Source organism: Arthrobacter sp. Sr33 (genome assembly GCF_054511195.1).
The window spans coordinates 256,364-280,665 of sequence record NZ_JBTNDD010000004.1 but is presented as its reverse complement, the minus strand read 5'-3'; the positions used below and the strand labels follow the sequence as shown (position 1 = coordinate 280,665).

At 63.2% G+C, this 24,302-nt stretch carries 25 protein-coding genes and 3 tRNA genes; 17 read left to right on the top strand and 11 right to left on the bottom strand.

Annotated elements, in window-relative coordinates; all coding sequences use genetic code 11:
* Window positions 1-110: 110 nt before the first annotated feature.
* The 6 genes from putP to ACX80T_RS08090 form a co-directional block, all read right to left on the bottom strand.
* Complete coding sequence (gene putP / locus ACX80T_RS08115) at window positions 111-1,622, bottom strand: sodium/proline symporter PutP (RefSeq protein ID WP_019484306.1); 1,512 nt, start codon at window positions 1,620-1,622, stop codon at window positions 111-113.
* A gap of 295 nt (window positions 1,623-1,917) precedes the next feature.
* A complete protein-coding gene (locus tag ACX80T_RS08110; RefSeq protein ID WP_459304140.1) occupies window positions 1,918-3,408 on the bottom strand; it encodes an HNH endonuclease signature motif containing protein in 1,491 nt (496 codons plus the stop codon).
* 429 nt (window positions 3,409-3,837) lie between these two features.
* Window positions 3,838-4,458, bottom strand: coding sequence for a cyclase family protein (locus ACX80T_RS08105; RefSeq protein WP_459304139.1), 621 nt, complete (start codon window positions 4,456-4,458; stop codon window positions 3,838-3,840).
* 25 nt (window positions 4,459-4,483) lie between these two features.
* Window positions 4,484-5,920: a purine-cytosine permease family protein gene (locus tag ACX80T_RS08100; protein ID WP_459304138.1), complete on the bottom strand. Its 1,437-nt coding sequence runs from the start codon at window positions 5,918-5,920 to the stop codon at window positions 4,484-4,486.
* A gap of 5 nt (window positions 5,921-5,925) precedes the next feature.
* On the bottom strand, window positions 5,926-6,336 hold the full coding sequence (locus ACX80T_RS08095) for a YybH family protein (RefSeq protein ID WP_024476726.1): 411 nt from the start codon (window positions 6,334-6,336) through the stop codon (window positions 5,926-5,928).
* Between the two features lie 215 nt (window positions 6,337-6,551).
* Window positions 6,552-7,040, bottom strand: coding sequence for a YajQ family cyclic di-GMP-binding protein (locus tag ACX80T_RS08090; protein ID WP_019484312.1), 489 nt, complete (start codon window positions 7,038-7,040; stop codon window positions 6,552-6,554).
* A gap of 165 nt (window positions 7,041-7,205) precedes the next feature.
* On the opposite strand from ACX80T_RS08090, the gene ACX80T_RS08085 reads away from it, so the two are divergent.
* The 3 genes from ACX80T_RS08085 to trxA all read left to right on the top strand — a co-directional run bounded on the left by ACX80T_RS08085 (window position 7,206) and on the right by trxA (window position 8,334).
* Window positions 7,206-7,496, top strand: coding sequence for a hypothetical protein (locus tag ACX80T_RS08085; RefSeq protein ID WP_019484313.1), 291 nt, complete (start codon window positions 7,206-7,208; stop codon window positions 7,494-7,496).
* A gap of 104 nt (window positions 7,497-7,600) precedes the next feature.
* Window positions 7,601-7,682, top strand: a tRNA-Tyr gene (locus tag ACX80T_RS08080).
* A 217-nt stretch (window positions 7,683-7,899) separates the two neighbouring features.
* Window positions 7,900-8,334, top strand: coding sequence for a thioredoxin (gene trxA / locus ACX80T_RS08075; protein WP_024476725.1), 435 nt, complete (start codon window positions 7,900-7,902; stop codon window positions 8,332-8,334).
* A 106-nt stretch (window positions 8,335-8,440) separates the two neighbouring features.
* On the opposite strand, the gene ACX80T_RS08070 is transcribed toward trxA, so the two are convergent.
* Together ACX80T_RS08070 and ACX80T_RS08065 are read right to left on the bottom strand one after the other, a co-directional pair.
* Window positions 8,441-8,722, bottom strand: a complete 282-nt coding sequence (locus tag ACX80T_RS08070; RefSeq protein ID WP_019484315.1) for a putative quinol monooxygenase — start codon at window positions 8,720-8,722, stop codon at window positions 8,441-8,443.
* 9 nt (window positions 8,723-8,731) lie between these two features.
* Complete coding sequence (locus tag ACX80T_RS08065) at window positions 8,732-9,769, bottom strand: DNA-3-methyladenine glycosylase family protein (protein WP_459304137.1); 1,038 nt, start codon at window positions 9,767-9,769, stop codon at window positions 8,732-8,734.
* 104 nt (window positions 9,770-9,873) lie between these two features.
* Here ACX80T_RS08065 and ACX80T_RS08060 point away from each other — a divergent pair, with 104 nt between their 5' ends.
* Window positions 9,874-11,250 carry a cystathionine beta-synthase gene (locus ACX80T_RS08060; protein ID WP_024476722.1) on the top strand — a complete coding sequence of 459 codons (1,377 nt, stop codon included), beginning with the start codon at window positions 9,874-9,876 and terminating at the stop codon, window positions 11,248-11,250.
* Window positions 11,251-11,270: 20 nt separating this feature from the next.
* Window positions 11,271-12,428, top strand: a complete 1,158-nt coding sequence (locus ACX80T_RS08055; protein ID WP_459304136.1) for a cystathionine gamma-synthase — start codon at window positions 11,271-11,273, stop codon at window positions 12,426-12,428.
* A 64-nt stretch (window positions 12,429-12,492) separates the two neighbouring features.
* Here ACX80T_RS08055 and ACX80T_RS08050 read toward each other — a convergent pair whose 3' ends face one another.
* Both ACX80T_RS08050 and ACX80T_RS08045 read right to left on the bottom strand, forming a co-directional pair.
* A complete protein-coding gene (locus ACX80T_RS08050) occupies window positions 12,493-12,945 on the bottom strand; it encodes a hypothetical protein (protein ID WP_026041270.1) in 453 nt (150 codons plus the stop codon).
* A gap of 1 nt (window position 12,946) precedes the next feature.
* Entirely contained in the window at window positions 12,947-14,122 is a 1,176-nt protein-coding gene (locus ACX80T_RS08045; RefSeq protein ID WP_459304135.1) for an amidohydrolase, read from the bottom strand.
* Window positions 14,123-14,253: 131 nt separating this feature from the next.
* Between ACX80T_RS08045 and ACX80T_RS08040 the strand changes: the two genes are divergently transcribed.
* The 7 genes from ACX80T_RS08040 to ACX80T_RS08010 all read left to right on the top strand — a co-directional run bounded on the left by ACX80T_RS08040 (window position 14,254) and on the right by ACX80T_RS08010 (window position 20,895).
* Window positions 14,254-15,006, top strand: a complete 753-nt coding sequence (locus ACX80T_RS08040; protein ID WP_019484321.1) for an SDR family oxidoreductase — start codon at window positions 14,254-14,256, stop codon at window positions 15,004-15,006.
* 562 nt (window positions 15,007-15,568) lie between these two features.
* On the top strand, window positions 15,569-16,213 hold the full coding sequence (locus ACX80T_RS08035; protein ID WP_459304134.1) for an MOSC domain-containing protein: 645 nt from the start codon (window positions 15,569-15,571) through the stop codon (window positions 16,211-16,213).
* Between the two features lie 374 nt (window positions 16,214-16,587).
* On the top strand, window positions 16,588-18,522 hold the full coding sequence (locus tag ACX80T_RS08030; protein ID WP_019484323.1) for a DEAD/DEAH box helicase: 1,935 nt from the start codon (window positions 16,588-16,590) through the stop codon (window positions 18,520-18,522).
* 129 nt (window positions 18,523-18,651) lie between these two features.
* A tRNA-Thr gene (locus ACX80T_RS08025) sits at window positions 18,652-18,723 on the top strand.
* Window positions 18,724-18,781: 58 nt separating this feature from the next.
* A tRNA-Met gene (locus ACX80T_RS08020) sits at window positions 18,782-18,855 on the top strand.
* Window positions 18,856-19,025: 170 nt separating this feature from the next.
* Window positions 19,026-20,234, top strand: coding sequence for a MinD/ParA family ATP-binding protein (locus ACX80T_RS08015; RefSeq protein ID WP_459304133.1), 1,209 nt, complete (start codon window positions 19,026-19,028; stop codon window positions 20,232-20,234).
* A gap of 94 nt (window positions 20,235-20,328) precedes the next feature.
* Window positions 20,329-20,895 (top strand): type 1 glutamine amidotransferase domain-containing protein, encoded by a 567-nt coding sequence (locus ACX80T_RS08010; RefSeq protein WP_019483697.1) that lies wholly within the window; start codon window positions 20,329-20,331, stop codon window positions 20,893-20,895.
* Window positions 20,896-21,093: 198 nt separating this feature from the next.
* Here ACX80T_RS08010 and ACX80T_RS08005 read toward each other — a convergent pair whose 3' ends face one another.
* Window positions 21,094-21,252 (bottom strand): hypothetical protein, encoded by a 159-nt coding sequence (locus ACX80T_RS08005; RefSeq protein ID WP_019483698.1) that lies wholly within the window; start codon window positions 21,250-21,252, stop codon window positions 21,094-21,096.
* Between the two features lie 78 nt (window positions 21,253-21,330).
* Between ACX80T_RS08005 and ACX80T_RS08000 the strand changes: the two genes are divergently transcribed.
* Genes ACX80T_RS08000 through ACX80T_RS07980 form a run of 5 tightly spaced genes read left to right on the top strand, consistent with a single transcriptional unit; the run spans window position 21,331 to window position 24,290 of the window.
* The gene (locus ACX80T_RS08000) at window positions 21,331-21,972 is read left to right on the top strand and encodes a DUF2797 domain-containing protein (protein ID WP_019483699.1); all 642 of its coding nucleotides are present in this window, start codon (window positions 21,331-21,333) and stop codon (window positions 21,970-21,972) included.
* Window positions 21,973-22,015: 43 nt separating this feature from the next.
* A complete protein-coding gene (locus tag ACX80T_RS07995; protein ID WP_019483700.1) occupies window positions 22,016-22,255 on the top strand; it encodes a hypothetical protein in 240 nt (79 codons plus the stop codon).
* Window positions 22,256-22,306: 51 nt separating this feature from the next.
* Complete coding sequence (locus ACX80T_RS07990) at window positions 22,307-22,756, top strand: FAS1-like dehydratase domain-containing protein (protein ID WP_019483701.1); 450 nt, start codon at window positions 22,307-22,309, stop codon at window positions 22,754-22,756.
* Entirely contained in the window at window positions 22,756-23,193 is a 438-nt protein-coding gene (locus ACX80T_RS07985; RefSeq protein ID WP_019483702.1) for a MaoC family dehydratase, read from the top strand. Before ACX80T_RS07990 ends, ACX80T_RS07985 begins: the two co-directional genes overlap by 1 nt.
* Window positions 23,190-24,290, top strand: a complete 1,101-nt coding sequence (locus ACX80T_RS07980; protein WP_019483703.1) for a UDP-N-acetylmuramate dehydrogenase — start codon at window positions 23,190-23,192, stop codon at window positions 24,288-24,290. Before ACX80T_RS07985 ends, ACX80T_RS07980 begins: the two co-directional genes overlap by 4 nt.
* The last annotated feature ends 12 nt before the right edge of the window (window positions 24,291-24,302 follow it).

Sequence of the window (24,302 nt, the reverse complement as noted above, 5' to 3'; positions counted from 1 at the left end):
GGGGGGCATGCCATATTTGGGGGGGTTTCTTCGCAACCGACGACGACGGCGTCGCCCCCTTGGGGGGGATCCCCCGCCGTCGTCGTACGTGCGGTTGTTCTGGTGCTGACCTAGACGGTGACCTTGTCTTCAGCAGCGATCCGCTTGAAGGAGCGGGTGCCTTTGACGGCCAGATCGAATTCGGTTTCGATCTCGGCGTTTGCCTTCCAGGTGAGTTTGCTGACCACGATGGCGACGATCAGGTTGAGGAAGAAGCCGGGGACAATCTCGTACATGGTGTCGGCCAGGGGCGAGTTGCCCCAGACGAAGACCACGACGGCGCCAGCAACCATGCCGGCGAGGGCGCCAGGCATGCTGAGCTTCTTCCAGTACAGGGCCAGCAGGACGGTTGGACCGAATGCGGCACCGAAGCCGGCCCACGCGAAGGCGACCAGGGAGAGGATTGACTCGCTGCGGCCGGAGGCCAGGACGATTGCGACAACTGCCACGACCAGGACGCCGAGACGGCCAAGGACAACGCCCTGCTTGTTGGTCAGGGTGCGTTTGGAGACCATGTTGTAGAGGTCTTCAACGAGTGCCGATGAGCAGACCACGAGCTGTGAGGAGATGGTGCTCATGACTGCCGCGAGAACTGCCGCGAGGATGATGCCCGCCACGAAGGGGTGGAAGAAGGCCTGCGACAGGTCGAGGAACACTGCTTCCGGATCGGTGAGTGACAGGTTCGGGTTTTGCTGGAAGTAGGCGATGCCGACCAGTGCGGTGGAGATGGCGCCGATAACGGTCAAGACCATCCAGCCCACACCAATCCGGCGTCCGGCAACTGCATCCTGAGGGGTGCGCATCGCCATGAACCGAACGATGATGTGTGGCTGTCCGAAGTAGCCGAGACCCCAGGATGCCGCCGAGATGATGGCTACCGTTGATCCGCCGGCGACGATGTTCAGGAAGGATGGATCGACTTCGCGGATGGAATCGGTCAGGCCGCCGAAGCCGCCTACCTCAATGAGACCGATGATCGGAACGAGGATCAGGGCCACCAGCATCAGCACGCCCTGGGCAACGTCGGTGTAGGTTGCTCCCATGAAGCCGCCGAACAGGGTGTAGGCGATGGTAATCGCGGCGACGATGATCATGCCGACGGTGTAGTTGGAGTTGAAGGAGCTTTCGAAGAAGAGTCCGCCCGCCACCATCCCGGATGAGACGTAGAAGGTGAAGAACACGAGGATGATGATTCCGGAAACGACCCGCAGGATCCGTGACTTATCTTTCAGCCTGTTCTCAAGGAAACTTGGCACCGTAATGGAATTGTTCGAGACCTCGGTGTAGCTGCGCAGTCTTGGGGCGACAAATTTCCAGTTCAGCCATGCGCCGGCGGTCAGACCGATGGCTATCCAGATTTCGATCAGACCCGACACATAAATGGCTCCCGGTAGTCCGAGGAGGAGCCATCCTGACATGTCTGAGGCTCCGGCGCTGAGGGCTGCCACACCCGGTTTGAGTCCACGGCCGGCGAGCATGTAGTCGTCGAGATCCGAGGTCTTCCTGAAGGCATACCATCCGATTCCGAGCATGGCGCTCATATAGATCACCATCGCGATGATTTGGAATGTCTGGTCGGGCATGACGGGGTCCTCTCACATTTTTCTTGGAATTTGCTGAGTGCAGCGCCCGACTATGCCAAAGACGAGCGTTATTAGCTAATTAGGTGATAGGAATCACATGCACGCCCTGACGCTCGTCCTTGCCGTCGATCGATTAGTTCTGGTGGGCTGAGGGCGTGGCGGCCTGAGCATGGCAAGTCGTCCGATCTCACAGTTGAGCGGTGGGCTCGAGACGCGCGTGCGGGCAGCGCGTGTGGGCAAAAAGGTCGTCGCCACTGTGCCTTTACCGACAGGCGTCGCTAGCCGAAACAGATCACTAGAAGGGCGGGGGTATGTCGGGTGGTGGTGCTGGTGGTGGGTCGGCGGTGGTGAGGTAGGTTTCGCCGAGTGGTGAGATCGCGATGATGGTCCCGGGGTCGGGTTGTTGGTAGTGCCAGTAGCCTTCGGTTTTGAACATGTGGTGACGTTTACACAGGGCCGCCAGATTCCCGTAGCTGGTCGTCCCTCCTTGGGACCAGGGGGTGGTGTGGTCGAGTTCGCAGAACACCGCCAACCGGTTACATCCCGGATGCCGACACGTCCCGTCCCTGACCCGGACCGCATCCTTCAGGTCCTGCGGGACCCGATACGTGGTCGCATCAGCGCCTAACCTGGCCCCGGTAAAGGGGTGGGTGAGGATCCTGGTGAACGATGGCGCGTGCCCGGCGAGCTTCCGGGCCGTCTCAGGATCAATCGGCCCATAGCCTTCCAACTCACCCGGGGTGTCCCCGCCGAGGAGAGTCATCACCGGAACGGTGACAAACACCTTCGCCTGCACACCCCAATATGCGCTGGCCTCCCCCGACTGACTGGGGCTGTTGCTCTCTCGCCGCTGACTGGATCCGCTGTCCGTCCCGGATCCGCTGTTCGTCCGGGATCCGGGGTCCGCTGTTCCCGGCCCGGCCCGGTCAGCACCCGGGCCGGCCCCAGCGGCAGTACCAGGTTCGGTCCCAGCGGCAGGAGCAGGGCCAGCAGGGCCAGCTGGGCTAGCTGGGCTAGCTGGGTCGGGTGCGTCACTCATGTGTCCGGTGGGTCCGGCGCTGGTGAGGACGTCAATGAGGACATCGGCCCTGAGTTGGGTGAGGGTCCGGTCCTCGTCGGGGCCCTGCAAGGCCCGGGCTGCGGTGTCGACGCGGTGGAAGATCCCGGCGGCTTGTTCGGTGGGCAGGAAGGCGGCGAGCCAGGCCATCCCGTCCTGCGCCGGGTCCAGATACACGCGACGGTCCTGGAGGGCCTTCCGGTGCCGCAGGGTGATCGATTCGGGGTGGAAGATGTCACGTAACCGTTGGGCCTGGCGGTAAAACTTCGCCACCGTGGTCTTGCAGGCCAGACCGATGAGTTGGGCTTCGAATGCGGCCATCACGGCGGGAACGGTATCCGGGATACCAATCGCTTCCCCGACCACCGCCCACGCGTGACGGCGCGATAACCTGCCATCCTCCAACGCGGTCAGGGTGGCCCGGTAATCGCGGACCAGCAGCTCACTATGGTCGAGCAGGGAACCAGCAGTGCGCTCCGGCAGGCGCAGGGCCGCACCGATCTCCGACGCGCTCAGCGTACGGGCATGCCCCGGGTCACCCACCCAGGAGTGCGCCTCGGTGGTGAGGTCATGAAGATGGGTGACCGCCTTCGCTTCCTGCGCATCTACCCAGGACCGCAGCCGGCCAGGGTCCTGCAACACGGTCAGCGTCTGGCCTGAATCCAGGCCGGCGACCGCGGCCAGGACCACCTTCCCGGCCAACGCCGGCCGCCCATCACCAGAACGCACCCGGCCATCAGAATCAGATCCAGAATCAGCAAAAGTATTCGGTGCTTCTGCCCCTGGGGCCGTCCATACAGCGTCGGCACCGAGTGGACCACCCGGACGATGATCGTCGGAAGCCCCCGCTGACGCCCCCGCGGAAGCATCCGCGGACCTGTTCGCGGACCCGCTATCAGAAGCCGAATCAGTGGCCGAATCAGAGCCAGAATCCGGGCCGGAATCGGGGAAGAATCCCGATCCGGTAGAAGAAGCTTTACTGCTTTTCATACCTCCATTCCATCATCGAGCACTGACAAAACAGGGGCCGATTCAGGGCCACCAGAAAATCTTTTTCAACTATTTTCAGCACCAAAAATCAGCACCGGAAATCAGACCCCGGACCGCCCGCTGAGCACCCTCCGAACCGTGAATTGACGGCAGGGAGGAGAGCAGCACTTACCCGACGGCGACCTTCATCGCCACTGCACGGACCGGCGAACCGTCCATTCCGGCGAACGGCAACGGCAGCACCGAGACCCACGGGTCAGCAAAATCGATTGACGCAAGATTGGTCAGGTTCTCAACGATCACACCGTCGGCGCCCAGCAATGCCCGGTGAAAGGGGAGATCCACTTCAGCCCCGGACAGGTCGGTGAGATCCGGGTTGAGGGTATCGACGCCGACCACCGAAATACCGCGATCCAACAAACCAAGCGCAATGTCGGCGTCGAACGCTGGATGCCGCAGGTACAGCTCGGTGCCGAAGTGCTGCGACCAGCCGGTGTGGAACAGCACCATCGCTACGGAATCCAGATCGGAAAGCTGTGCCTCGACGTCGGACCAGACAAACACGTGACCCGCATCGACCACCGGAAGCCGAACAATGCGGGCCACGCCGACCAGCCGGCTGAGGTCGATCTGATCCACCGACGAGCCACCCTGCACCGTGTGCAACGGTGCATCCAGATGGGTTCCGGTGTGGGTGCCCGCATGCACCTCGGCTACCTGGAACCCGTCGGCGGCGATCTCGGCCGCAACCGTGATCGTCACCTCAGGGTCACCGGGAAAGACCTGCATCCCACTGACAATGGGATGCGATAGATCAACGAGCCGCACGGCGTCCAGAATCCGCGTTCGCTGGCGACTCGGAGTCGCTCAGGTGCGAATGCTGGGGCGTTCCGGACACGATCCGCTTGGCCACGATGGCCCACCCCAGGTACAGCCCGGCCGAAAGGATGAAGGTGGGAATGGTCGCGCCGATCGGGCTTGGCAATGAATAGGTCAGGATCAAGGACGCAGTAGCGCCAATGATCCAGACGGCCACCGCGGCAATATTGACGCCCTTGAAGTACCAGTAGTCTCCGCCGGTGCCACGCAGGATGTCCTTGTTGTAGTGGCGCTTGCGAACAATGTAGTAATCCACCAGCATCACAGCGAACACCGGGATGAACAGCGACCCGATGAGGACCAGGAACGAGGTGAACTGATCCAGCAAAGCCAACCAGGTGGACCCAACAATCGAGATCGCACCCAGTACGAGCGCCGTAGGAAGGAACTTGACCTTGCTGGACGGCACCATATTCACTACCGAGGACACCATGCCGTAAACCACCATGGTGTTGGTGGCCATCACTGACAGGAAGATGACCACGGCTAGCGGTGTTCCAAAGGCGGCAACAATGGCGGTGGGGTCGAACGCGACGGCCTCGCCGCCGTCGAGCACTAGATACGCCACGGTGGTGGCGCCCAGCACCATAGCGAGCACCGTCGACAGCAGGTAGCCGATACCCGAACCGATCATGCCTGCGGCCTGGGATTTCGCCAGACGGTTGAACTCAGCCGACAGGACAGTCCAGGAGATTGCGGTGGCGATGACGACGTCGAGTACCACCACCCCGGACCAGCCGAGTTCCGGATCGGCTGGCAGGTCAATGAACTCCGAGGGGGCGAAGGTGGTGAACGCCGTAACGAAGATGTACGCCATGAAGGCGAGGATGACCAGGGCAAGCCATGGCTCCACCCGGGCGATGCCGGCGTGACCGAAGATCGCCAGGCACACCACCAGCAGCTGACACAGCACCGAGAACAGAATGGGGTTGGAGAAGCCGGTGGCTTGCTCCACCAGGAAATTGACCGTCACTCCGGCCAGCATGGCCTGAACCCAGCTCCAGCCCATCAGGATGATCACGTTCGCGGCGACGGGGAGGAAGGAGCCGCGGAGCCCGAAGGAGCCCTTCGTCAGCGACATCGTCGGCAGCCCGGTGCGGGTACCCATGTTGCCCACCAACACCAGAACGGCGCCACCAATGGCTGTACCAAGAATGATCAGCCCGACGGCGAGGGGCCAGCTCACTCCGGGAACAAACAGTGTCCCGGTGAGCAGGGTGGTGACGACCAGGTTGGCGGCCAGCCAGATCATGCCCATACGGCCGGCGCCGAGGGTGCCTCGAATGGGGCCGAAGCCCTCCGAATTCTTCTCAAGATGATTGGATAGCCGGGAAAATGCTGAGCCGGTACGTCCGGTGCTCTGTGTGCTCATGGTGGTTACCTGGCTTCGGGGGAGTTGGGAAGAGGGGATAAGTGTTCGTGGACGGCGAGGATGGACCCGTCGTCGGACCGGTGGAAGACGATCGTCTCGCGTTCGACCGTGGTCTCTCCGGTGTTGAAGGTGGTCGTGACGTCGTGGCAGAACACCGCGGTGTCGCCCAGCAGTTGGATGGACGGGTTACTGCTGAGGCACTCAGTGACCTGCCAGCCCTCGGCAAGCCATGACTGCCAGAGGGCCTCGTATTCGGACCGCCGCTCGAGCCTTCGGTTCTCAGTGTGGAAGACGAAGGTCGCATCGGGACTGAAGGATGCAAAATACGTTGCGGTGTCGGTCCGCGAAAATGCTGCGACGACGTGAGCCGCTGCGGCTGCGACGTCGTCGTGAGTCAAGTCTTGATTTTCGGTCATGGAGTGCGATCTTCTCTCGAAAGGTCGACGACGATTCGCCGCCTTGTAGCCTGCCAGACAACTTTTGTTTTCAAAGTTTGAGTGACACAGGTAACAAATGTCAAAGGTTTGACCAAAGTTACTTCCACAGCGAACCGAAGAGGGGGATCGGAAAGAGCACAAAAAAGGTGGCGCTCCCGGGTACGGGAGCGCCACCTCAATGGCCAGCTGGTGCCTTAGCGCATGTTCACAAACTGCAGGTCAGCCTCGTCGAAGTTCTTCAGCAGAGCCATGGTGGCTTGCAGATCGTCGCGGGACTTGGAGCTGACCCGCAGCTCGTCGCCCTGGATGGTGGACTTGACGCCCTTTGGCGCCTCATCGCGGATCAGCTTATTGATCTTCTTCGCCACATCCTGGGCGATGCCCTCTTTGATGGTGGTTTCCAGGCGGAATTCCTTGCCGGAAGCGTAAGGTTCACCGGTGTCCAGTGATTTCAGCGAAATGCCTCGCTTGATCATCTTGGACTGGAGGACGTCGAGGACAGCCAGCACACGCTCTTCGGAGTTGGCTTTCATCAGGATCATTTCACCGCTGAAGTCCACCTCGGCGCCGATGCCCTTGAAATCGTAGCGCTGGACGATCTCCTTCTGCGCCTGGTGCAGGGCGTTGGCAACTTCCTGCTTGTCTACTTTGCTAACTACATCGAAAGTGGATTCGCTCGCCACAATGTCTCCTAGGGGGTAGTGAGAAGGATCTGGTCCAAGCCTAATCGGTTATGCGCCACTGGGCTGCTGCAAATGGCTCCCAGCTGATCTACAGGAAGCCCAGTGTCGGCTCACACCAGCCGGTGAAAGTGTTGGTTCCAGTGACCACCCCGGAGGAAAGAAGCTATGAGCAGCAAGCCGCGTGTCCGGTACCAAGTTCGAGTTCGACATGCCGTGGCTGGGACCTTCCTGGCCGCGTCGTCGGCGGTGTCCATCACCGGCCTCTCCGCGATGCCAGCGGCGGCAGCCAATATGTCGTCGTCGGTCCAGGTTTCGTATCCTGTTTCGGCCAGCTCGGAGCGGTTGGCGGGGGTGCGGTCCGAACTGGATCACGCCGTCGCCCTCGGCTCAGTTACTGACGATCAGGCGGACGCGTTCTATGCCCAGATCGAGCGTCGCGTGAACGCCGGACTGTAGGCCCAATCACGTCTGTCCGGGGACGATTCGATTCTTGCCCCGATTTTCTGTAAAGTTGTCTTGCCCGCGGTTACCGTGGGTAAACCTCATTTATGAGGACGTATGGCAGATTACCCGAGCGGCCAAAGGGGGCTGACTGTAAATCAGCTGGCATCGCCTTCACTGGTTCGAATCCAGTATCTGCCACATCGCCGGTAGTCCGGTGAAGTAGCCCGTTTGGATCTCCGCCAAGATCTGGACGGGCTACTTTTTTGTCTTTTTTGGTGAGAGCGGGTGATCGGCAAGCCCAGACAACGTGCTGCAGCGTGCACTGTTCGAGGATTAATCCGGCGAATCGCCGGGTAATCTTCATCGAGAGCGAACACGGGGAGACATCGGCGAGTAAACTCGTTAGCGTTAAAGCATGGCAACTATTGAAGTAACCGAGGCAACTTTCCCCGAGACCATCGAAACGAACGACATTGTGTTCGTCGATTTCTGGGCTGAATGGTGTGGCCCGTGCAAGCAGTTCGCTCCCGTGTACGACGCCGTTTCGCAGAAGCACGATGACATCACCTTCGCGAAGGTGGACACCGAGGCCGAGCAGTCCCTCGCCGCCGCGGCCGGGATCACCTCGATCCCCACGCTGATGGCTTTCCGCGAAAAGGTGCTGGTGTTCTCGCAGCCCGGCGCGATGAACGCCACCCAGTTCGGTGAACTGGTTGACGCGGTGAAGGGCCTGGACATGAAAGAGGTCCATGAGCAGGTGGCCCAGCAGCAGGCAGCGGCACAGGCCGGAGCCGCTGCAGAGGCACCAGCAGCTGACGCTCCAGTTCAGGACGACCAGAAGACCAGCTAGTCTTCGGACTCAGCTGCAGCTAGACCAAACGAAAACCCCGGATCCCATGAAGGATCCGGGGTTTTCGCGTGCCAGACGCTGTTGGTGCGTCAGACGCTGTTGGTGGTCAGACGCTTTTGGTGATCTGGACCGGCTCGGCCAACAGGGCACTGAGAGACTCGCCCAGGTCCTGCACCGCCGGACCCCGCAGGTGCTTGTCCATCAGTTCCTCGGACTCCCACCGTTCGGTCAGGACAATGCGGTCCTCAGCAACATCGGTGATCTCGTACCTGATGCATCCAGGCTCGTTGACGACCTGCTCAATGGCTATGTCGAGGGCTAGCTTCACCCGGAAGACCTCGCCGGGATTGGGGATAAACACGGCCGTCACATCTAGTGGTTCACTCATGGGTTAAGCCTAACGGTGGCGGTGATCCTCGGGCGCGAGCCGAGGACCGTAGTTGGGCTTACGGAACCCACTCGCATACAGCATCCGGACCACCCGTTGCCGATCGCCGGCCCACGGCTTCAGGAGCTGCAGCATCCCGGCGTCGTCGGTCCGCTGCCCAGTCAGTGCGGCGCCCACATAGGCGGCCAGGTGGTAGTCACCGACCGAAATCGAATCAGGGCAGCCGTGCGTGCGCTGCAGAACTTCCGCTGCAGTCCACACGCCGATCCCCGGTACCGAAAGCAGGGCCGCCGTGACGTCGGCCGATGACCGGACACCGGCCAGCCGCTCCAACCCAGAGGCCATCGCCACGGCCTTCAGGATGGTGTCCGATCGGTGCGCATCGACACCCGCACGATGCCAATCCCAGGACGGCACGCGCCGCCACTGGGCGGGGGTGGGCGGTAGTCGCAATCCGTTCGGAGCTCCGGGCGCCTGCGGAGCCGCATCGCCGTGCCGGGTCAGCAGCCAGCGCCACGCCCGCTTGGCCTCGATTCCGGTCACCTTCTGTTCAAGGATGACGCGCACGACGGCGTCCAGCATCCGTCCGGTCGAGGGTAGCCGCAACCCGGGGTTGAGGTAGCGCCCCTTGCGGGCGATCTCGGGGAGGGTCGCCTGGTAGCCGGGGCTGTCGAAGTGGCTCCAGTCGTCGTCGGCCCCGAGCAGGGCGGGCACCGATTGCAGGGCCGCGGCTGCCCCCGGGCCCCACGCCGTCGCGTGGATGCGCGCCGAGCGGAGGCTTCCGCGTTGTTCCAGCCGGAGGGTGGCGGCGCCGTCGTCGTTCCTGAACGCTAACCAGGCGGCACCTTGGTCCTTGAGGAACGCCGGGTCGAACGCGCCGCACTGCAGCGACCCGATGGTTCCCGCCAGGTTATATGGCCCGTCCGGCTCCCACACCGTTGAGCGGGCCGCGCTTGGGGCCAGCACAGGCCCCGAGTCCAGCACAGGCCCCAGCTCAAGCCCTGTGCCCGACTCCGGCGCAGGGCCGTGGGCAGCGGAAACGGTCATGGGTCAATGGTGTCACGCCGGGCCGACAGTGATCCGATGAGTGGAAGGGTCCGGCGGGTCCGCGCCGTCCAGGAACCAGAGCACTTCGCGGTAACTTTGTAGGTATGAAGTATGCGAACTCCGTAGTGGACCTGATCGGCAACACCCCGCTGGTCAAATTGAACAGTGTGACCGAAGGAATTGCCGCAACCGTCCTGGCGAAGGTGGAATACCTGAACCCCGGCGGCTCCGTCAAAGACCGCATCGCAGTGAAGATCATCGACGCTGCCGAAGCCGAGGGCAAGCTCAAGCCCGGTGGCACCATTGTCGAACCGACGTCCGGCAACACCGGGGTCGGTCTGGCGCTCGTCGCCCAGCAGCGTGGTTACCGCTGCGTCTTCGTGGTGCCCGACAAGGTGGGTGAAGACAAGCGCAACGTCCTGGCCGCGTATGGCGCCGAGGTGGTGGTCACTCCCACCGCCGTCGCACCGGATAGCCCGCAGTCCTACTACGGCGTCTCCGACCGGCTCACCCGCGAGATCCCTGGCGCGTTCAAGCCGGATCAGTTCTCCAACCCCAACGGGCCCTTGAGTCACTATGAGTCCACCGGACCCGAAATCTGGAACGACACCGACGGCAAAATCACCCACTTCGTCACCGGCGTAGGCACCGGCGGCACCATCAGCGGCACCGGCCGTTACCTCAAGGACGTGAGTGCTGACCGCCCGAGCGGCAAGGTCCGGGTCATCGGCGCCGACCCCGAGGGTTCCATCTACTCCGGCGGCACCGGGCGCCCCTACTTCGTCGAAGGCGTCGGGGAGGACATGTGGCCGGACGCCTATGACCCCACAGTGGCCGACGAAATCCTGGCCGTCACCGACGCCGAGAGCTTCGCCATGACCCGCCGCCTCGCCCGCGAGGAGGGACTGCTGGTGGGCGGTTCCTGCGGCATGGCAGTGGTCGCCGCACTCCGGGTGGCCAAGAACCTGACGGCCGACGACGTCGTCGTCGTCCTCCTGCCCGACGGTGGCCGCGGCTACCTGGGCAAGATCTTCAGTGACGACTGGATGAAGTCGTACGGCTTCATGGAGAGCGGCGACGAAGCCACCGTGGGTGAGATCCTACGTTCGAAGACCGGCAACATGCCGGATCTGGTGCACACGCACCCCACCGAAACCGTGCGCGACGTCATCCACATCATGACCGAGTACGGCGTCTCCAACATCCCGGTCCTGTCGCAGGAACCCCCGGTCAAGATGGGCGAAGTGCTGGGCTCAGTCGACGAACGCCTGCTCACCGACAAACTTTTCCACGGCGAAGCCAAGCTCACCGACAAAATTTCTCTGCACATGAATGACAAGCTGCAACTGATCGGTTCGCTGGAGTCAGTTGCCACCGCACGGGAGCGTCTGGTGGACAGCGACACCCTGATGGTGACGTTCGTCGGCTCACCGGTGGGAATTCTGACGCGCCACGATTTGCTGACCTATATGAGTATCTGACTTCCATACTAAGGAGCACCATGACGCACGCTGAGAATCAGGGCTTCAACACCCGGGCCATCCACGCCGGCCAGACACCGGATCCCACCACGGGTGCAGTCATCCCCCCGCTGTACCAGACCACCACCTTTGCGCAGGACGGCATCGGGCAGCTTCGCAACGGCTACGAGTACGGCCGGGGCACCAACCCGACCCGTGATTCGCTGCAGACCCAGCTCGCCGCACTCGAGGGGGCAACCCACGGGTTCAGCTTCTCGTCGGGGCTTGCCGCCGAGGATTCCCTGATCCGGGCGCTGCTGGCACCGGGGGACCGGATCGTGATGGGCAACGACGTCTACGGCGGCACCTACCGCTTGATCGATAGGGTCCTGGCACCGTGGGGCATCAGCAACGCAGCGGTGGACATGGCGGATCTCGACGCCGTCCGCGCCGCCGTCGGAGACAACACCCGCATGGTGTGGGTGGAGACGCCGTCGAACCCGATGATGAAGGTGACCGACATTGCTGCCGTGGCAAAGATCGCTCACGACGCCGGTGCCATCCTCGTGGTCGACAACACCTTCGCGACACCGTACCTGCAGCAGCCGCTCTCGTTCGGGGCCGACGTCGTCGTCCACTCCACCACCAAGTACATTGGTGGGCACTCCGACGCAAGCGGTGGCGCCGTGATCACCAGCCACGAAGAGATTGCCGAGAAGGTGGGCTTCATCCAGTTCGCCGTCGGTGCTGTCTCGGCGCCAATGGAAGCGTGGCTGACCACACGCGGGCTCAAGACCCTCGGCGTCAGGATGGACCGGCACAGCTCCAACGCCCGGGCCATTGCCGAATGGCTGCAGGGGCGCCCCGAGGTGGAACAGGTCTTCTACCCGGGTCTGCCCGAACACCCCGGCCACGATCTCGCCGCAGCCCAGATGAAGGATTTCGGCGGCATGATTTCGGTGTCGTTCAAGGGCGGCGAGGCGGCCGCACGGAAGGTGGCCGAGTCCACCCACGTGTTCACGCTCGCTGAATCACTGGGTGGTATCGAATCGCTGATGAACTACCCGTCCGCGATGACCCACGCGTCAGTGGCCGGCACAGAGCTGGCCGTCCCGGAGAATCTGATCCGGCTGTCCGTCGGGATTGAGGATGTTGCGGACCTGATTGCCGATCTGGAACAGGCCTTCACCGCCCTCTAGAAGTCTTGAACGAAAATGCGCCCGCAGTGCAAAACTGCGGGCGCGTTTTCTGTGTCCGAGAGGTCTAAGACCGTTTGAAGGGACTCAGCGTCCTGCGGATGAGCCGTCGATACTTGTTCTCCGGTTTCGAGTCGATCGTCTGCAACCACGCACTGCTGGGCGGCAGCCACAACGGAACGATCGCCAGCAGCATCACCACCGACACCACCGAGAGCCCCGGCGTTCCGCGCAGCAACACCGGCAACCCGACAATGATCCCGATCGTGGTCAGCAGCTCCCGGGCGCTGCGCCTGCCGCGCCGCAGCAGGAACACGAGGAAAAACTGCACCAACGCCAGCACCCCCAGAACGACGCCGAGCCCCACCAGGCCTGCGCGGTCCTGTTCCTGGAGTTGCGCGGACCCGAGGAACGAGCTCGCCGCCACCAGGAACAGGGCTCCCACCACCAGCCACACCACCAGGCCCAGTTTCAGGGTCCAGGGCAGCGGCGGAGGAACTACTCGCGGGGTGCGGGCCATGCTAGCCGCGGGGGACAACGACGCCGGCGCGGGTGTCGGCGTCGTACGTGTACACCGCACGCCCGCCGATCCATACGGTCAAGGCACGCTGCATGACGTCCAACGGATCGCCGCTCCAGAGTACGACGTCGGCATCCTTGCCCACCTCAAGGGAGCCCATCCGGTCGGCCAGGCCCAGGACCTTCGCCGGGTTGATGGTGATCGAGCGCAGAGCAGTCTCGCGGTCGAGGCCTTCCTTGATGGCGAAGGTTGCCTGATGGATGAGGAAGTTGATCGGAATCACCGGGTGGTCGGTAATGATTGAAATTTCCACTCCCGCCGCGGCGAGCTTGCCGGGGTTGGCGATGGAACGCCCACGCAGTTCCACTTTGGACTTGGTGGTGAACAGCGGCCCGATCAGGACGGGGATACCGCGCTCGGCCAGGACATCGGCCAGCAGATGCGCCTCGGTGCCGTGGTCGAGGACCAATTCGTAGCCGAACTCATCAGCCAACCGGATGGCGGTGGCAATGTCGTCCGCGCGGTGCGCATGCTGGCGCCACGGAATTTCCCGTCGCAGCACCATGGCGAGTGCCTCAAGCTTGGGGTCGCGGGCGTTCTCGTCGGCTTTGCCCATGTAGTTTTGCGCGTCCATGAAGGCTTTGCGGATCACCATGGCGGTGCCCAGCCGGGTGGAGGGGGTCTGCTTCTTGTCGCCGTAGACGCGCTTGGGGTTTTCCCCGAGGGCCGACTTCAGGCCACTGGGGGAGCGGAGCACCATTTCCTCGATGTAGCGGCCGTGGGTGTGGATCGCGACGGCGAGACCACCGATGGGGTTGCCCGAGCCGGGGTTCACGTTCACGGCGGTGATACCGCCGGCCAGGGCGTCGTCGAACCCGGGGTCGTAGGGGTTGACGGCGTCGATCGCTCGGACGCCAGCGGTGACGGGATCGGTCATCTCGTTGGTGTCGTCCCCGGCCCAGCCTTCGCCTTCCTCATGGGTGCCCAGGTGGACGTGGGCGTCGATCAAGCCCGGAAGCAGCCACTGACCGTCGGCGTCGTGAATTTCGGCGCCCTCGGGGACAGCGATATCGGCGCCCAGTGCAGTGATCTTGCCGTCCTTCATGACCACCGAACCATCGAAGGGGGTGCCTTCGATCGGAACAACGTGGGCATTGACGATTGCTGTGACAGTCATGTGTGGTGACCTTTCGGCAGACAGTGTTGTGATCTCCAACCTACCGTCTTCACCGTGCGAGGGGTCAGCTCCGCACCCGGCAGAGGGAGCCGCCTAGACTGAAAACCGATGCGCAGGAAAGGCGACAACTTATGACACGGAAATCCGCACTCGTCACCGGCGTCGGGCGCTCAGTTGGGCTGGGTGCCGGTATCGCCCGGCGGCTCGCCGTTGACGGCTGGGATCTGGCCCTGAGCTACTGGCACCCCTACGACCAGCGCGTGAACGGCACCACCAACCCGGCAGCCGAACTGCGGGAGTTGATTCCCGAGCTGGAAGCCATTGGGTCTCGGGTCATCGGACTGCCCGGTGACCTTGAGGACCCGAAAACGCCGGGGGAACTGGTTGCCGCCGCGCGAATGGAACTGGGCACCCTGAGCGGGCTCGTCCTGTCGCACACCGAGGGCGTCGATTCAGGACTGCTCACCACGTCGGTGAAGAGCTTCGAGCGGCACTTCGCCGTCAACGTCCGCGCCTCCTGGCAGCTCATCAACGCCTTCGCTCTGCAATGCAATGACAATGGAGGCGCAATTGTCGCGCTTACCAGCGACCACACGGTCAATAACCTGCCCTATGGTGCATCGAAAGGTGCGCTCGACCGGATTGTTCTGGCTGCAGCCCGTGAGCTCGGCGACCGGAGAGTAAGTTCCAATGCCCTCAACCCCGGACCGGTCGACACCGGCTGGATGACCGACGAGGTGCGGCAGGCCCTCACCCAGCAGCAACCAACCGGCCGCCTGGGTACGCCAGCCGACGTGGCCGGTGTGGTCGCGTTCCTCCTGTCGCAGGACGGCCGGTGGGTCAATGGCCAGTTGATCAAGGCCGACGGCGGCTTCTCGGCCTAGCAGAGCCCCGCAGCGCCTCGCAGCGCCTGGAAGTCCTGGCTGCCCCGTCTCTCCCGCCTGTCCCGGAGCTCCCGAAACGCCTACCTGTCCCGGAGTTCCCGAAAGCCCCGAAACTCCTGTACTCGCCTGCACGAATCCCGACAGAGCGCCGCTATGGGCTCGACCTCACTCAGCACGCTAGGCCGCGCACCGGTGGGAACCGGGTTCTCCCTTGCAGCCGAAGACACCTTGCAGGAATTCCTCGTCCACGTTCGCACTCACTTCGAGGTACACGCGGCGGCCTTGTTCGGCCGGAAGGCCTCCGTCGGCGCGACTCCGGCGCCAGGAGCTAGTAGCCAGGTAGCAGGTGCCTTCCCAAATAGTGCATGCAGTGCCTGCATTGCATGCACTTCGAAAAATGAAAATGCATGCATTGCAGGCATTGCATGCACCGAAAAAAACGACCTACCCCTCCTTGTCCCTGGCTGTGGCAGCGCCTGGAACCACCCCCTAGTGCATTGCTTGGCACCGAAAACGGTATGGGCTACCGCTTTGAACCCCGACAATCCCTAGGATGGACGCTATGACAACAGGTATTCTGCTCGCTGTGTGCCGTGTTCACGCGCTGCTGCCCACTCAAGATGCCACCGGCGTCACCGCCATTGACAAGCGAGCGGTGGACGGGCCCGTGAATGTCCACAAGCTCGGGCTCACGGGTGATGTGCAGGCCAGCCGGAAACATCACGGCGGTGAATCCAAGGCGATCTACGCCTACTCGCAGCAGGACGCCGACTTTTGGGACGCCGAACTGGGCCGGGATATGAGCCCGGGCAAGTTCGGGGAGAATCTGAGGGTCGACGGAATCGACGCCAGCCGCGCGGTCATCGGCGAACGCTGGCAGGTGGGGAACGACGTCGTCCTCGAGGTCACAGCACCGCGCACCCCGTGTGTGAACTTTGCCCGCTTCCTCAAGGAACCGCGGTGGGTGAAGCGGTTCGCCGAGGAGAACCGGGTCGGCACGTACCTGCGCGTGATCACGAAAGGACAGGTTCAGGCGGGCGACACCGTTACCGTGGTGAATCGCCCCGACCATGGCATCACCGGGCATCAGGTCTTCGCCGGACTGGACGCCGACACCGCCCGGCAGCTCCTGGTTGCAGAGAAACAAGGTGTGGCGCTGAGCCCCGAGATCCACAAGGTGGTCGCCGCGGTACTGCGGAGGGCTTGACCGCGGAGGGCGTGACCACGGAGGGCCGGCCCGAGTGTGGTCAGGCTCACGCGGCGTCGCCGTCGTTGTGGCTGCAGGTAGGCGGAGCCATGCAGTACACTTGAAACATCCCCCACACCGGTATTCCCTTTAATTTCCGCCCAATTTTGCTGGGCTGGATAGGTTGTGTTGGGGCTCGCAGAGTAAGCATGCGGGCAGATTCATCAGGGAGCGCCGGCTAGAAGAAAACGTCATACAGACCGCTGAGATAGCGGCCGCCAGTTATGACGCGAAATCCTGCCGCGGGATTGAAACAGTGCCGGATTTCTATGTTCATGGGCTGGAATCATCCTTTAATTCCAGCTCTCCGGCATCTACCTGAAGGTCATTCCCTCATGCCAGAAAATAACACTCCCGAGACGCTTGCAGCACCGGACGCCGTTGCAGCCCCCCAGAACGTCGAAGCTCCTGAAGCCGACGACATCAAGTTCACCGACTTCGGCCTCGACGGCCGCGTGCTCGCAGCCCTGAGCGATGTCGGCTACGAAAAGCCTTCTCCCATCCAGTCCGCCACCATTCCGGTGCTGTTGGAAGGGCGCGACGTCGTCGGCCTGGCACAGACGGGTACGGGTAAGACAGCAGCATTCGCTATCCCCGCACTGTCCCGGATGGCTGAGCTCGCCGACCTCAACGGTCCCAGCAAGTTCACCCAGATCCTGGTGCTTGCACCAACCCGTGAACTGGCGCTGCAGGTTGCCGAAGCTTTCGCTTCCTACGCCAAGCACATTGACAACTTCACTGTTCTGCCCGTCTACGGTGGAGCTCCTTACGGCCCTCAGCTGGCCGGTCTGCGCCGCGGCGCGCAGGTAGTGGTGGGTACCCCGGGTCGTGTGATCGACCACATCTCCAAGGGTTCACTCGATCTGTCCAACCTCCAGTACCTGGTGCTGGACGAGGCTGACGAGATGCTTCGTATGGGCTTTGCCGACGACGTCGAGCAGATCCTGTCCGGTACCCCTGACGACAAGCAGGTGGCGCTGTTCTCGGCAACGATGCCCAGCGCTATTCGCCGCATTGCGTCGAAGTACCTGAACAACCCAGCCGAAATCACCGTCAAGGGTAAAACCTCGACCGGCACCAACACGCGCCAGCGCTTCCTGCAGGTCATGGGCCCGCACAAGCTGGACGCCCTGACGCGCATCCTCGAGGTCGAAGACTTCGACGGCATCATCGCGTTTGTGCGCACCAAGATGGCAACCGAAGACCTGGCGGACAAGTTGCGTTCACGGGGCTTCCAGGCTGCAGCAATCAACGGTGACATTCCCCAGCAGCAGCGCGAGCGGACCATCGAAGGTCTCCGCGAAGGCAAGTTCGACATCCTCGTGGCCACCGACGTCGCGGCTCGCGGGCTGGACGTCGAGCGCATCTCACTCGTCGTCAACTACGACATCCCTCACGACACCGAGTCCTACGTGCACCGCATTGGCCGTACCGGCCGTGCGGGCCGTTCGGGCGACGCGATCCTCTTCATCACGCCACGGGAGAAGTACCTGCTGCGTTCGATCGAGAAGGCAACCCGCCAGCCCGTCGAGCAGATGCATCTGCCCTCCTCGGACGCCGTCAACGCGTTGCGGATGAACAAGTTCGCCGAGCGCATCACCGAGACCATCGCCACCGAAGATGTGTCGATCTTCCGTGACCTGATCACCAGCTACGAGACCGAGCACAATGTGCCCGCCACCGAGATCGCCGCAGCCCTCGCCGTCATGGCGCAGGGTGGCAACCCGATCCTGGTCAAGGACATCCCGGTAGCCCCTGCAGGGCAGAAGGAACGCGCTGCCGGCCGCAAGGATGGCTTGGGCTCACGCGGACCAACCCGCAGCCTGACCGAGGGCAACGCCACCTACCGCATTGCGGTAGGACGTCGCCAGCGGGTCATGCCGGGCTCCATTGTTGGCGCTATCGCCAACGAGGGTGGCCTGTCCTCAGCTCAGATCGGCGGCATCGACATCCGCGCCGACCACACCCTGGTGGAGCTGCCAGCCGATCTGTCCAAGGATCAGTGGCGTGCACTGTCCAAGACCCGCATCGGTGGCGAGCTGATTCACCTCGAGCTGGACAAGGGCCGCAAGCCTGCCGGCGACCGTGACGGCTTCAAGAAGCCGTTCAAGAAGCGTGAAGGCGAGGGTGGCGGGTTCAACAAGGATCGCGGGCACGACGGCGGCTTCCGCTCCTCCGGCCACAGCGCCGGCGGTGGCGGCGGGGACCGTAAGGAACGTCACGGTAAAGGTGCCGGAGCAGGCACCACCCAGCGCCGCGACAAGTGGTAATTTAGTAGCTGATTGATTTCGTCAGATCCCCGGTTTTCCGGGGATCTGACGGTGAAATCAGGGCCCGGCCCTAGTGGTCGGATGCTGATTTCGTGTAGGTGGCAGAAGCTGGTAAAGTTTTCTGCTGTTGCCCCCCTAGCTCAGTGGTAGAGCGCGTTCTTGGTAAGAACGAGGTCACCGGATCGATTCCGGTGGGGGGCTCTCAAGTGGGAGTCCCGCAAGCAGACCAACTGGTCCGGCTGCGGGCACACTCATTTGTGGCGGTGTAGCTCAGCTGGTTAGAGCGCACGACTCATAATCGTGAGGTCCCGGGATCGAGTCCCGGCACCGCTACAGACATAGCAGGTCAGAGGCTGAGCAGCCGCTGACCTGCTTTCTTTTTTACCGGCCTTCTCCCATCATGGTTCTGACGGGTCGGCCCCCACACTAAGCATCCTCATGGATGGTGCGGGCGCACCAGAGATGAACACCACCTGCACGCGGCGCACGAAACGGACGGAACCATGACAGACAACAACTCCGACTGGGGGCCCGACGTCAATCCCGGGGCCCTCCCCACACGCGCACGACGACGCCGGGAGGTAGCGGCTAATCCGGTTGCCGGGCCCAGCTCGGAGGTCCCGCGCTTCGCCGACCGGGTAGCCCCGGAGTCTGCCGACTCTGTGACCGCTGAGCCGCCCGTGACCGGTGTGCCAGGGTCCTCTGCTCCGTCGCCCGCAGCCGCTCCGTCGCTCGCAGTGGCAGCATCCGGGCCCGCGGCGCCAACGGCACCGGGCCGCCAGCAGGCAGAGCCGAGTACCCGGAAGTCGTTCCTTGCCGCTGACACCACACGGGTGCCCGCCGAGACCGGGTTCAGGGGCATCCTGACCAAACTGGGTATCCGCATTGCCCCTTCCCAGCGTGAACTGGAAGAACGGGCCAATACCCGTGCCGTGAGCCAGCATTGGCCCGGACCCCGCACCATCTCCGTGGTCAACGGTAAAGGCGGCGCCAACAAGACTCCCACCACAGTGATGCTGTCCTCAGTCTTTGCCCGCAACGGTGGCGGTCCGGTACTCGCCTGGGACAACAACGAAACCCGGGGCACCCTCGGGTGGCGCACCGAGCAAGGGCCGCACAGCGCCACGGTGATGGATCTGTTGCCGCAGACCGCTCAGCTGCTGGCTCCCTCGGCACAGTCGGCGCTGCTGGCCCGCTACGTGCACCATCAGACAGAGGACAAGTACGACGTGCTGCGCTCCAAGCCGGATGTCCTTGCCTCCGAGCAGAAGGTCACCGCCGACAATTTCGACGACCTGCACGAGGTTGCGTCGAAGTACTTCAGGCTGAACGTCGTCGACTCCGGCAACGACGAAACGGCCGAGCGTTGGCTGCGGATGATCCACCACACTGACCAGTTGGTGATCGCCACCACCACCCTCGAAGAGCATGCGGAGGCCGGAGCCCTGTTGCTCGAGGCGTTGCAGGCCAGGGGAGGCCGGTACGCCGAGCTGTCGCAGAACGCCGTCGTCATTGTCAGCCAGTCCGACAAGAACGGCACAGCAGCCCAGGCGCAGGAGATTGCCGACGGTTTCGCGCAGCTTGCCCGCTGTGCGGTGACCATCCCCTACGACACGGCGCTGCACAAAGGCCGCATTCGCTGGGGCTCACTGCGGCCGGCGACGCAACGCGCCTGGCTGTCCGCAGCGGCGGGCGTCGCCGAGGGCCTGTAGGTCAACCCCTCCAGGTTTAGACAGCTTGCTTATTATCTCGCGTGTTCATAGTGTTGAGGAGTACGACATCGACGTTCTGAACACAGGAGGAAGCATGTCCCCCCATAACATTTCCGGTAAAAAAGTCGCATTCCTACTCACCGACGGAGTCGAGCAGATTGAGCTCACCAGCCCCTGGGATGCGGTCAAGCAGGCTGGCGGCAAGCCCGTGCTCGTAGCCCCAGGTAGCGGCACGGTTCAGGGTTTCAACGGCACCGACAAGGGTGACACGTTCACCATTGACCTCACGGTCGCGGACGCCAATGCTGACGACTTCCACGCCCTGGTCCTACCGGGCGGAGTGGTAAACGCGGATCACCTGCGCGTCGACAAGGACGCCCAGGAGTTTGCCCGCGCATTCTTTGCCCAGCACAAGCCAGTCGCGGCGATCTGTCACGCGCCCTGGCTGTTGATCGACGCAGGAGTAGTCAGCGGTCGCGACCTAACTTCGTACCACACGCTGCAGACCGACCTCCGTAACGCCGGAGCCAACTGGAGCGACGACGAAGTGGTCACTGACCAGGGCTTCGTCACTAGCCGCACCCCTGACGACCTCCCGGCCTTCAACGACAAGATGATCGAGGAGATCGCCGAAGGCGAGCACGAAGGCCAGACCGCCTAACTGACTCACTCCGGGCAGAGTACTGCCCAACGCCCAGAGCTCTACTGAATCAGAGCTTTACTGAAGGACCGGTGGGGAACCACCGGTCCTTCAGTGGGTTCGGGCCTCGCGGGTTCCAATGTCTAGAGTTTACGGATGGGCGATGAACGTTTTCTCTGCAGGGGTGTGAGCTGGCATCGGGACGGGCCGGTGCTTTCCCTAGCCACCCCCGAGGGAGATCAGCACGACCTTGCGTTGGTCCCTCGTGGGCCAGCGGAGAAGGGTGGTGGTGACCTTGGGTTTCGGTTGTTGAGCCAGTACGGCGAACGGCATTGCCTCGGGTTTCATCGAGTGTTTGGCCCCGACGCGCGTGAGCACACGCCATGTCCACAGCAAACCACTGCCGAGCGCGGCTACCAGTGCGGGAGATGCTTCTCCCGGGATGACCTACGGTTCATGCATGATGTGCACAGGTCCGGCATCGCCCCCGATGGATTGTTGAGTTACCTGGCGCAAGAGCACTGGCTGTATGTTGCCACCTTCGCCGACGGGGCCTCTAAAGTTGGGACCGCCTCGAACCTCCGCAAGTGGCACCGGCTGGCGGAGCAGGGCGCCGTCGTCGCCCGTTATGTGGCGTGTGCGGACGACGGGCGGATTGTTCGGGTGCTCGAGGACGTTGTCACTCGCGAAGTGGGCCTTGCGCAGGCCGTCCGGGCGTCGGCGAAAACCGCAGCGCTGGCGTCGCCGCGCACCGGGGCGTCGCTTAATGGGATCAATGCCGAATTTGCCGCGAGTGTCAGGAGCCTGCTTCACGGTGGTCTGGACCTGGCCGGGTTCCGGGCGGTGGAGGAGCAGTGGGAGGCACCGCCGTCGTGGGCAACAGTGCTTGGCGCGACTGGGGCGCACCTTTACCCCCACAGCCTGGCCGCGGGGGAGCACGGGTTCCGGGTGGATGCTCTGTTGGGACCCACCGCGCTGGCCTTCATCAGGGGGTCGGAGGTGCCGTTCCTGGTTGACCTTTCGCGGCTTAAGGGACAACGGATTGAACTCGGCCCGTATGTGTCGGAGATTCCGGATGTCCAGGCGGCCCTGTTCTAGCCCGCTCTCCACTGGAATGCGCGGCGCCCGGTAGGCTTAACCCATGTTGAACACCCCCTGGGACACCGGATCGGACCTGTATCGCCGGCTGGTCATCGCCGCCCTCATCCTGACCGGTGCCGGCATTCTGATCGCCGTTCTGGGCGCAGCTACTGGCAGCAACGCCACAGTGTTCACGGGCATCCCGGTACTTGTCGCCGGTCTGGTGACGCATCTGGCGGGACTGGTCGTGCGTGCGCGGGATGCCAAGCGTCGGCACCAGGCGCGTACCCAGAAGAAGTAGCCCACTGCACTAGGCTGGAAATGAACTTCCACCGCACCCGTCAGGAGCCCCATGACCATCAATCCAGAGCTGCAGGGCCGCAGCTATCCCGCCGGTCCGGCATACGTCGTGGGCCGCGAAAAGATCCGCGAATTCGCCCGCGCCGTCAAGGCAACCCACCCGTCGCATTATGAGGTCGAAGCCGCCCAGGACCTCGGGCACCGGGACCTGGTGGCACCACCCACCTTCGCGATCATTGTGGCGCAGCTGGCGGATGCCCAGCTGATCAACGATCCCGACGCCGGCATCGACTTCAGCCGCGTGGTCCACGCCGACCAGCGGTTCATTCACCACCGTGCGATCGTGGCCGGTGATGAACTGGTGGCCGAGCTCCATGTGGACAGCGTCCGCGCAATGGGCGGCGGCGCGATGATTACCACCCGCGCTGAAATCTCCACCACCGACGGTGAAAAGACCGCGACCACCACGTCGTCCCTGCTGGTGCGAGGAGAGGAACAGTAATGGGCATTGCTATCACCGATCTCAGCGTCGGCCAGGAAATCGGATCCACCACCGTAGAGCTGACCCGTCAGGACCTCGTCAAGTACGCTGGCGCCTCCGGTGATTTCAACCCCATCCACTGGAACTCCGACTTCGCCCAAAGCGTCGGCTTGCCGGGCGTCATTGCCCACGGCATGTTCACCATGGGGGCAGCTGTACAGCTGGTCACCGACTGGGTGGGCGACCCCACCGCCGTCGTCGACTATCAGACCCGATTCACCAAACCGGTGATCGTCGAGGACACCACCGCCGATGGCACGCCGGGTGCGGTGATTGAGGTGGCCGGCAAGATCGGCGCAGTAGACCTCGACAATTCAACGGTCCGCGTGGACCTCACCGTGATGTCGGCGGGGCTCAAGGTGCTGGTCAAGGCACAGGCAGTGGTGCACATCTGGTGACCCTGCTGGCTGAGCTGACCACGGCCGGCGTCGGCGGCCCCGCCCACACCTACGTGGAGGCGCGCACCGAAACGGAAATCATCGACGCCGTCCGATCAGTTGACGAAGCGGGCGACCCCCTGCTGATCATTGCCGGCGGATCAAACCTCATCATCGCCGACGAAGGCTTCCCGGGCACGGTAATACGTCTGGCCTCGACCGGTTTCTCAGTGAACGACGACGACGCCACGTGCGGTGGTGTAATGGTCAAGGCCGAGGCGGGCCAGCCCTGGGACGCCCTCGTCGAATACACGGTGCTGCACGCCTTCTCCGGCCTTGAGGCACTCTCGGGTATCCCCGGGTCTACCGGCGCCACCCCCGTCCAGAACGTTGGTGCGTACGGGGCCGACGTCTCGCAGACCATCGCCACGGTGCGCACCTGGGACCGAGAAACAAATACTGTTAAGTCCTTTACAAACTTCGAACTGAAGTTCGGCTACCGGGATTCACTGTTGAAGCACACCACCGTGAACGGGTCGCCCCGTTACGTGGTGCTGACCGTCGAGTTCCAGTTGGGCCTGGGGCGGATGAGCGCTCCCGTGAAGTACGCCGAGCTGGCACGCGAGGTGGGAGTGAACATTGGCGAGCGGGCCTACGCCAACGATGTGCGGCGGGCCGTCCTGAAACTGCGCGCAGCAAAGGGAATGGTGCTGGACCCCGACGACCGCGACACGTTCAGCACGGGATCCTTCTTCACCAACCCGCTCGTCGACGCCGACACCGCGGCGGCCCTCCCCGATAACGCTCCGCGGTACCCAACGGCGGAAGACGGGCAGGTCAAACTATCGGCGGCCTGGCTGATTGATCAGGCCGGCTTCGGGAAGGGCTTTGGCCTCGCCGCAGACAGCGGCTTCACCGCTGCAGGCGGTCGGGCCTCCCTGTCGACCAAGCACACCCTGGCAGTCACCAACCGGGGGAGTGCCTCGGCCGCCGACCTGCTGGCCATCGCCGCACTGGTGGCCGACGGCGTCGAACACCGGTTTGGTATCCGGCTGCACCCGGAGCCGCTCCTGATCGGCTGCGCCCTCCGAACCGAAAGTTCAGGCCTTAACAATTAGCCCAGCGGGTAG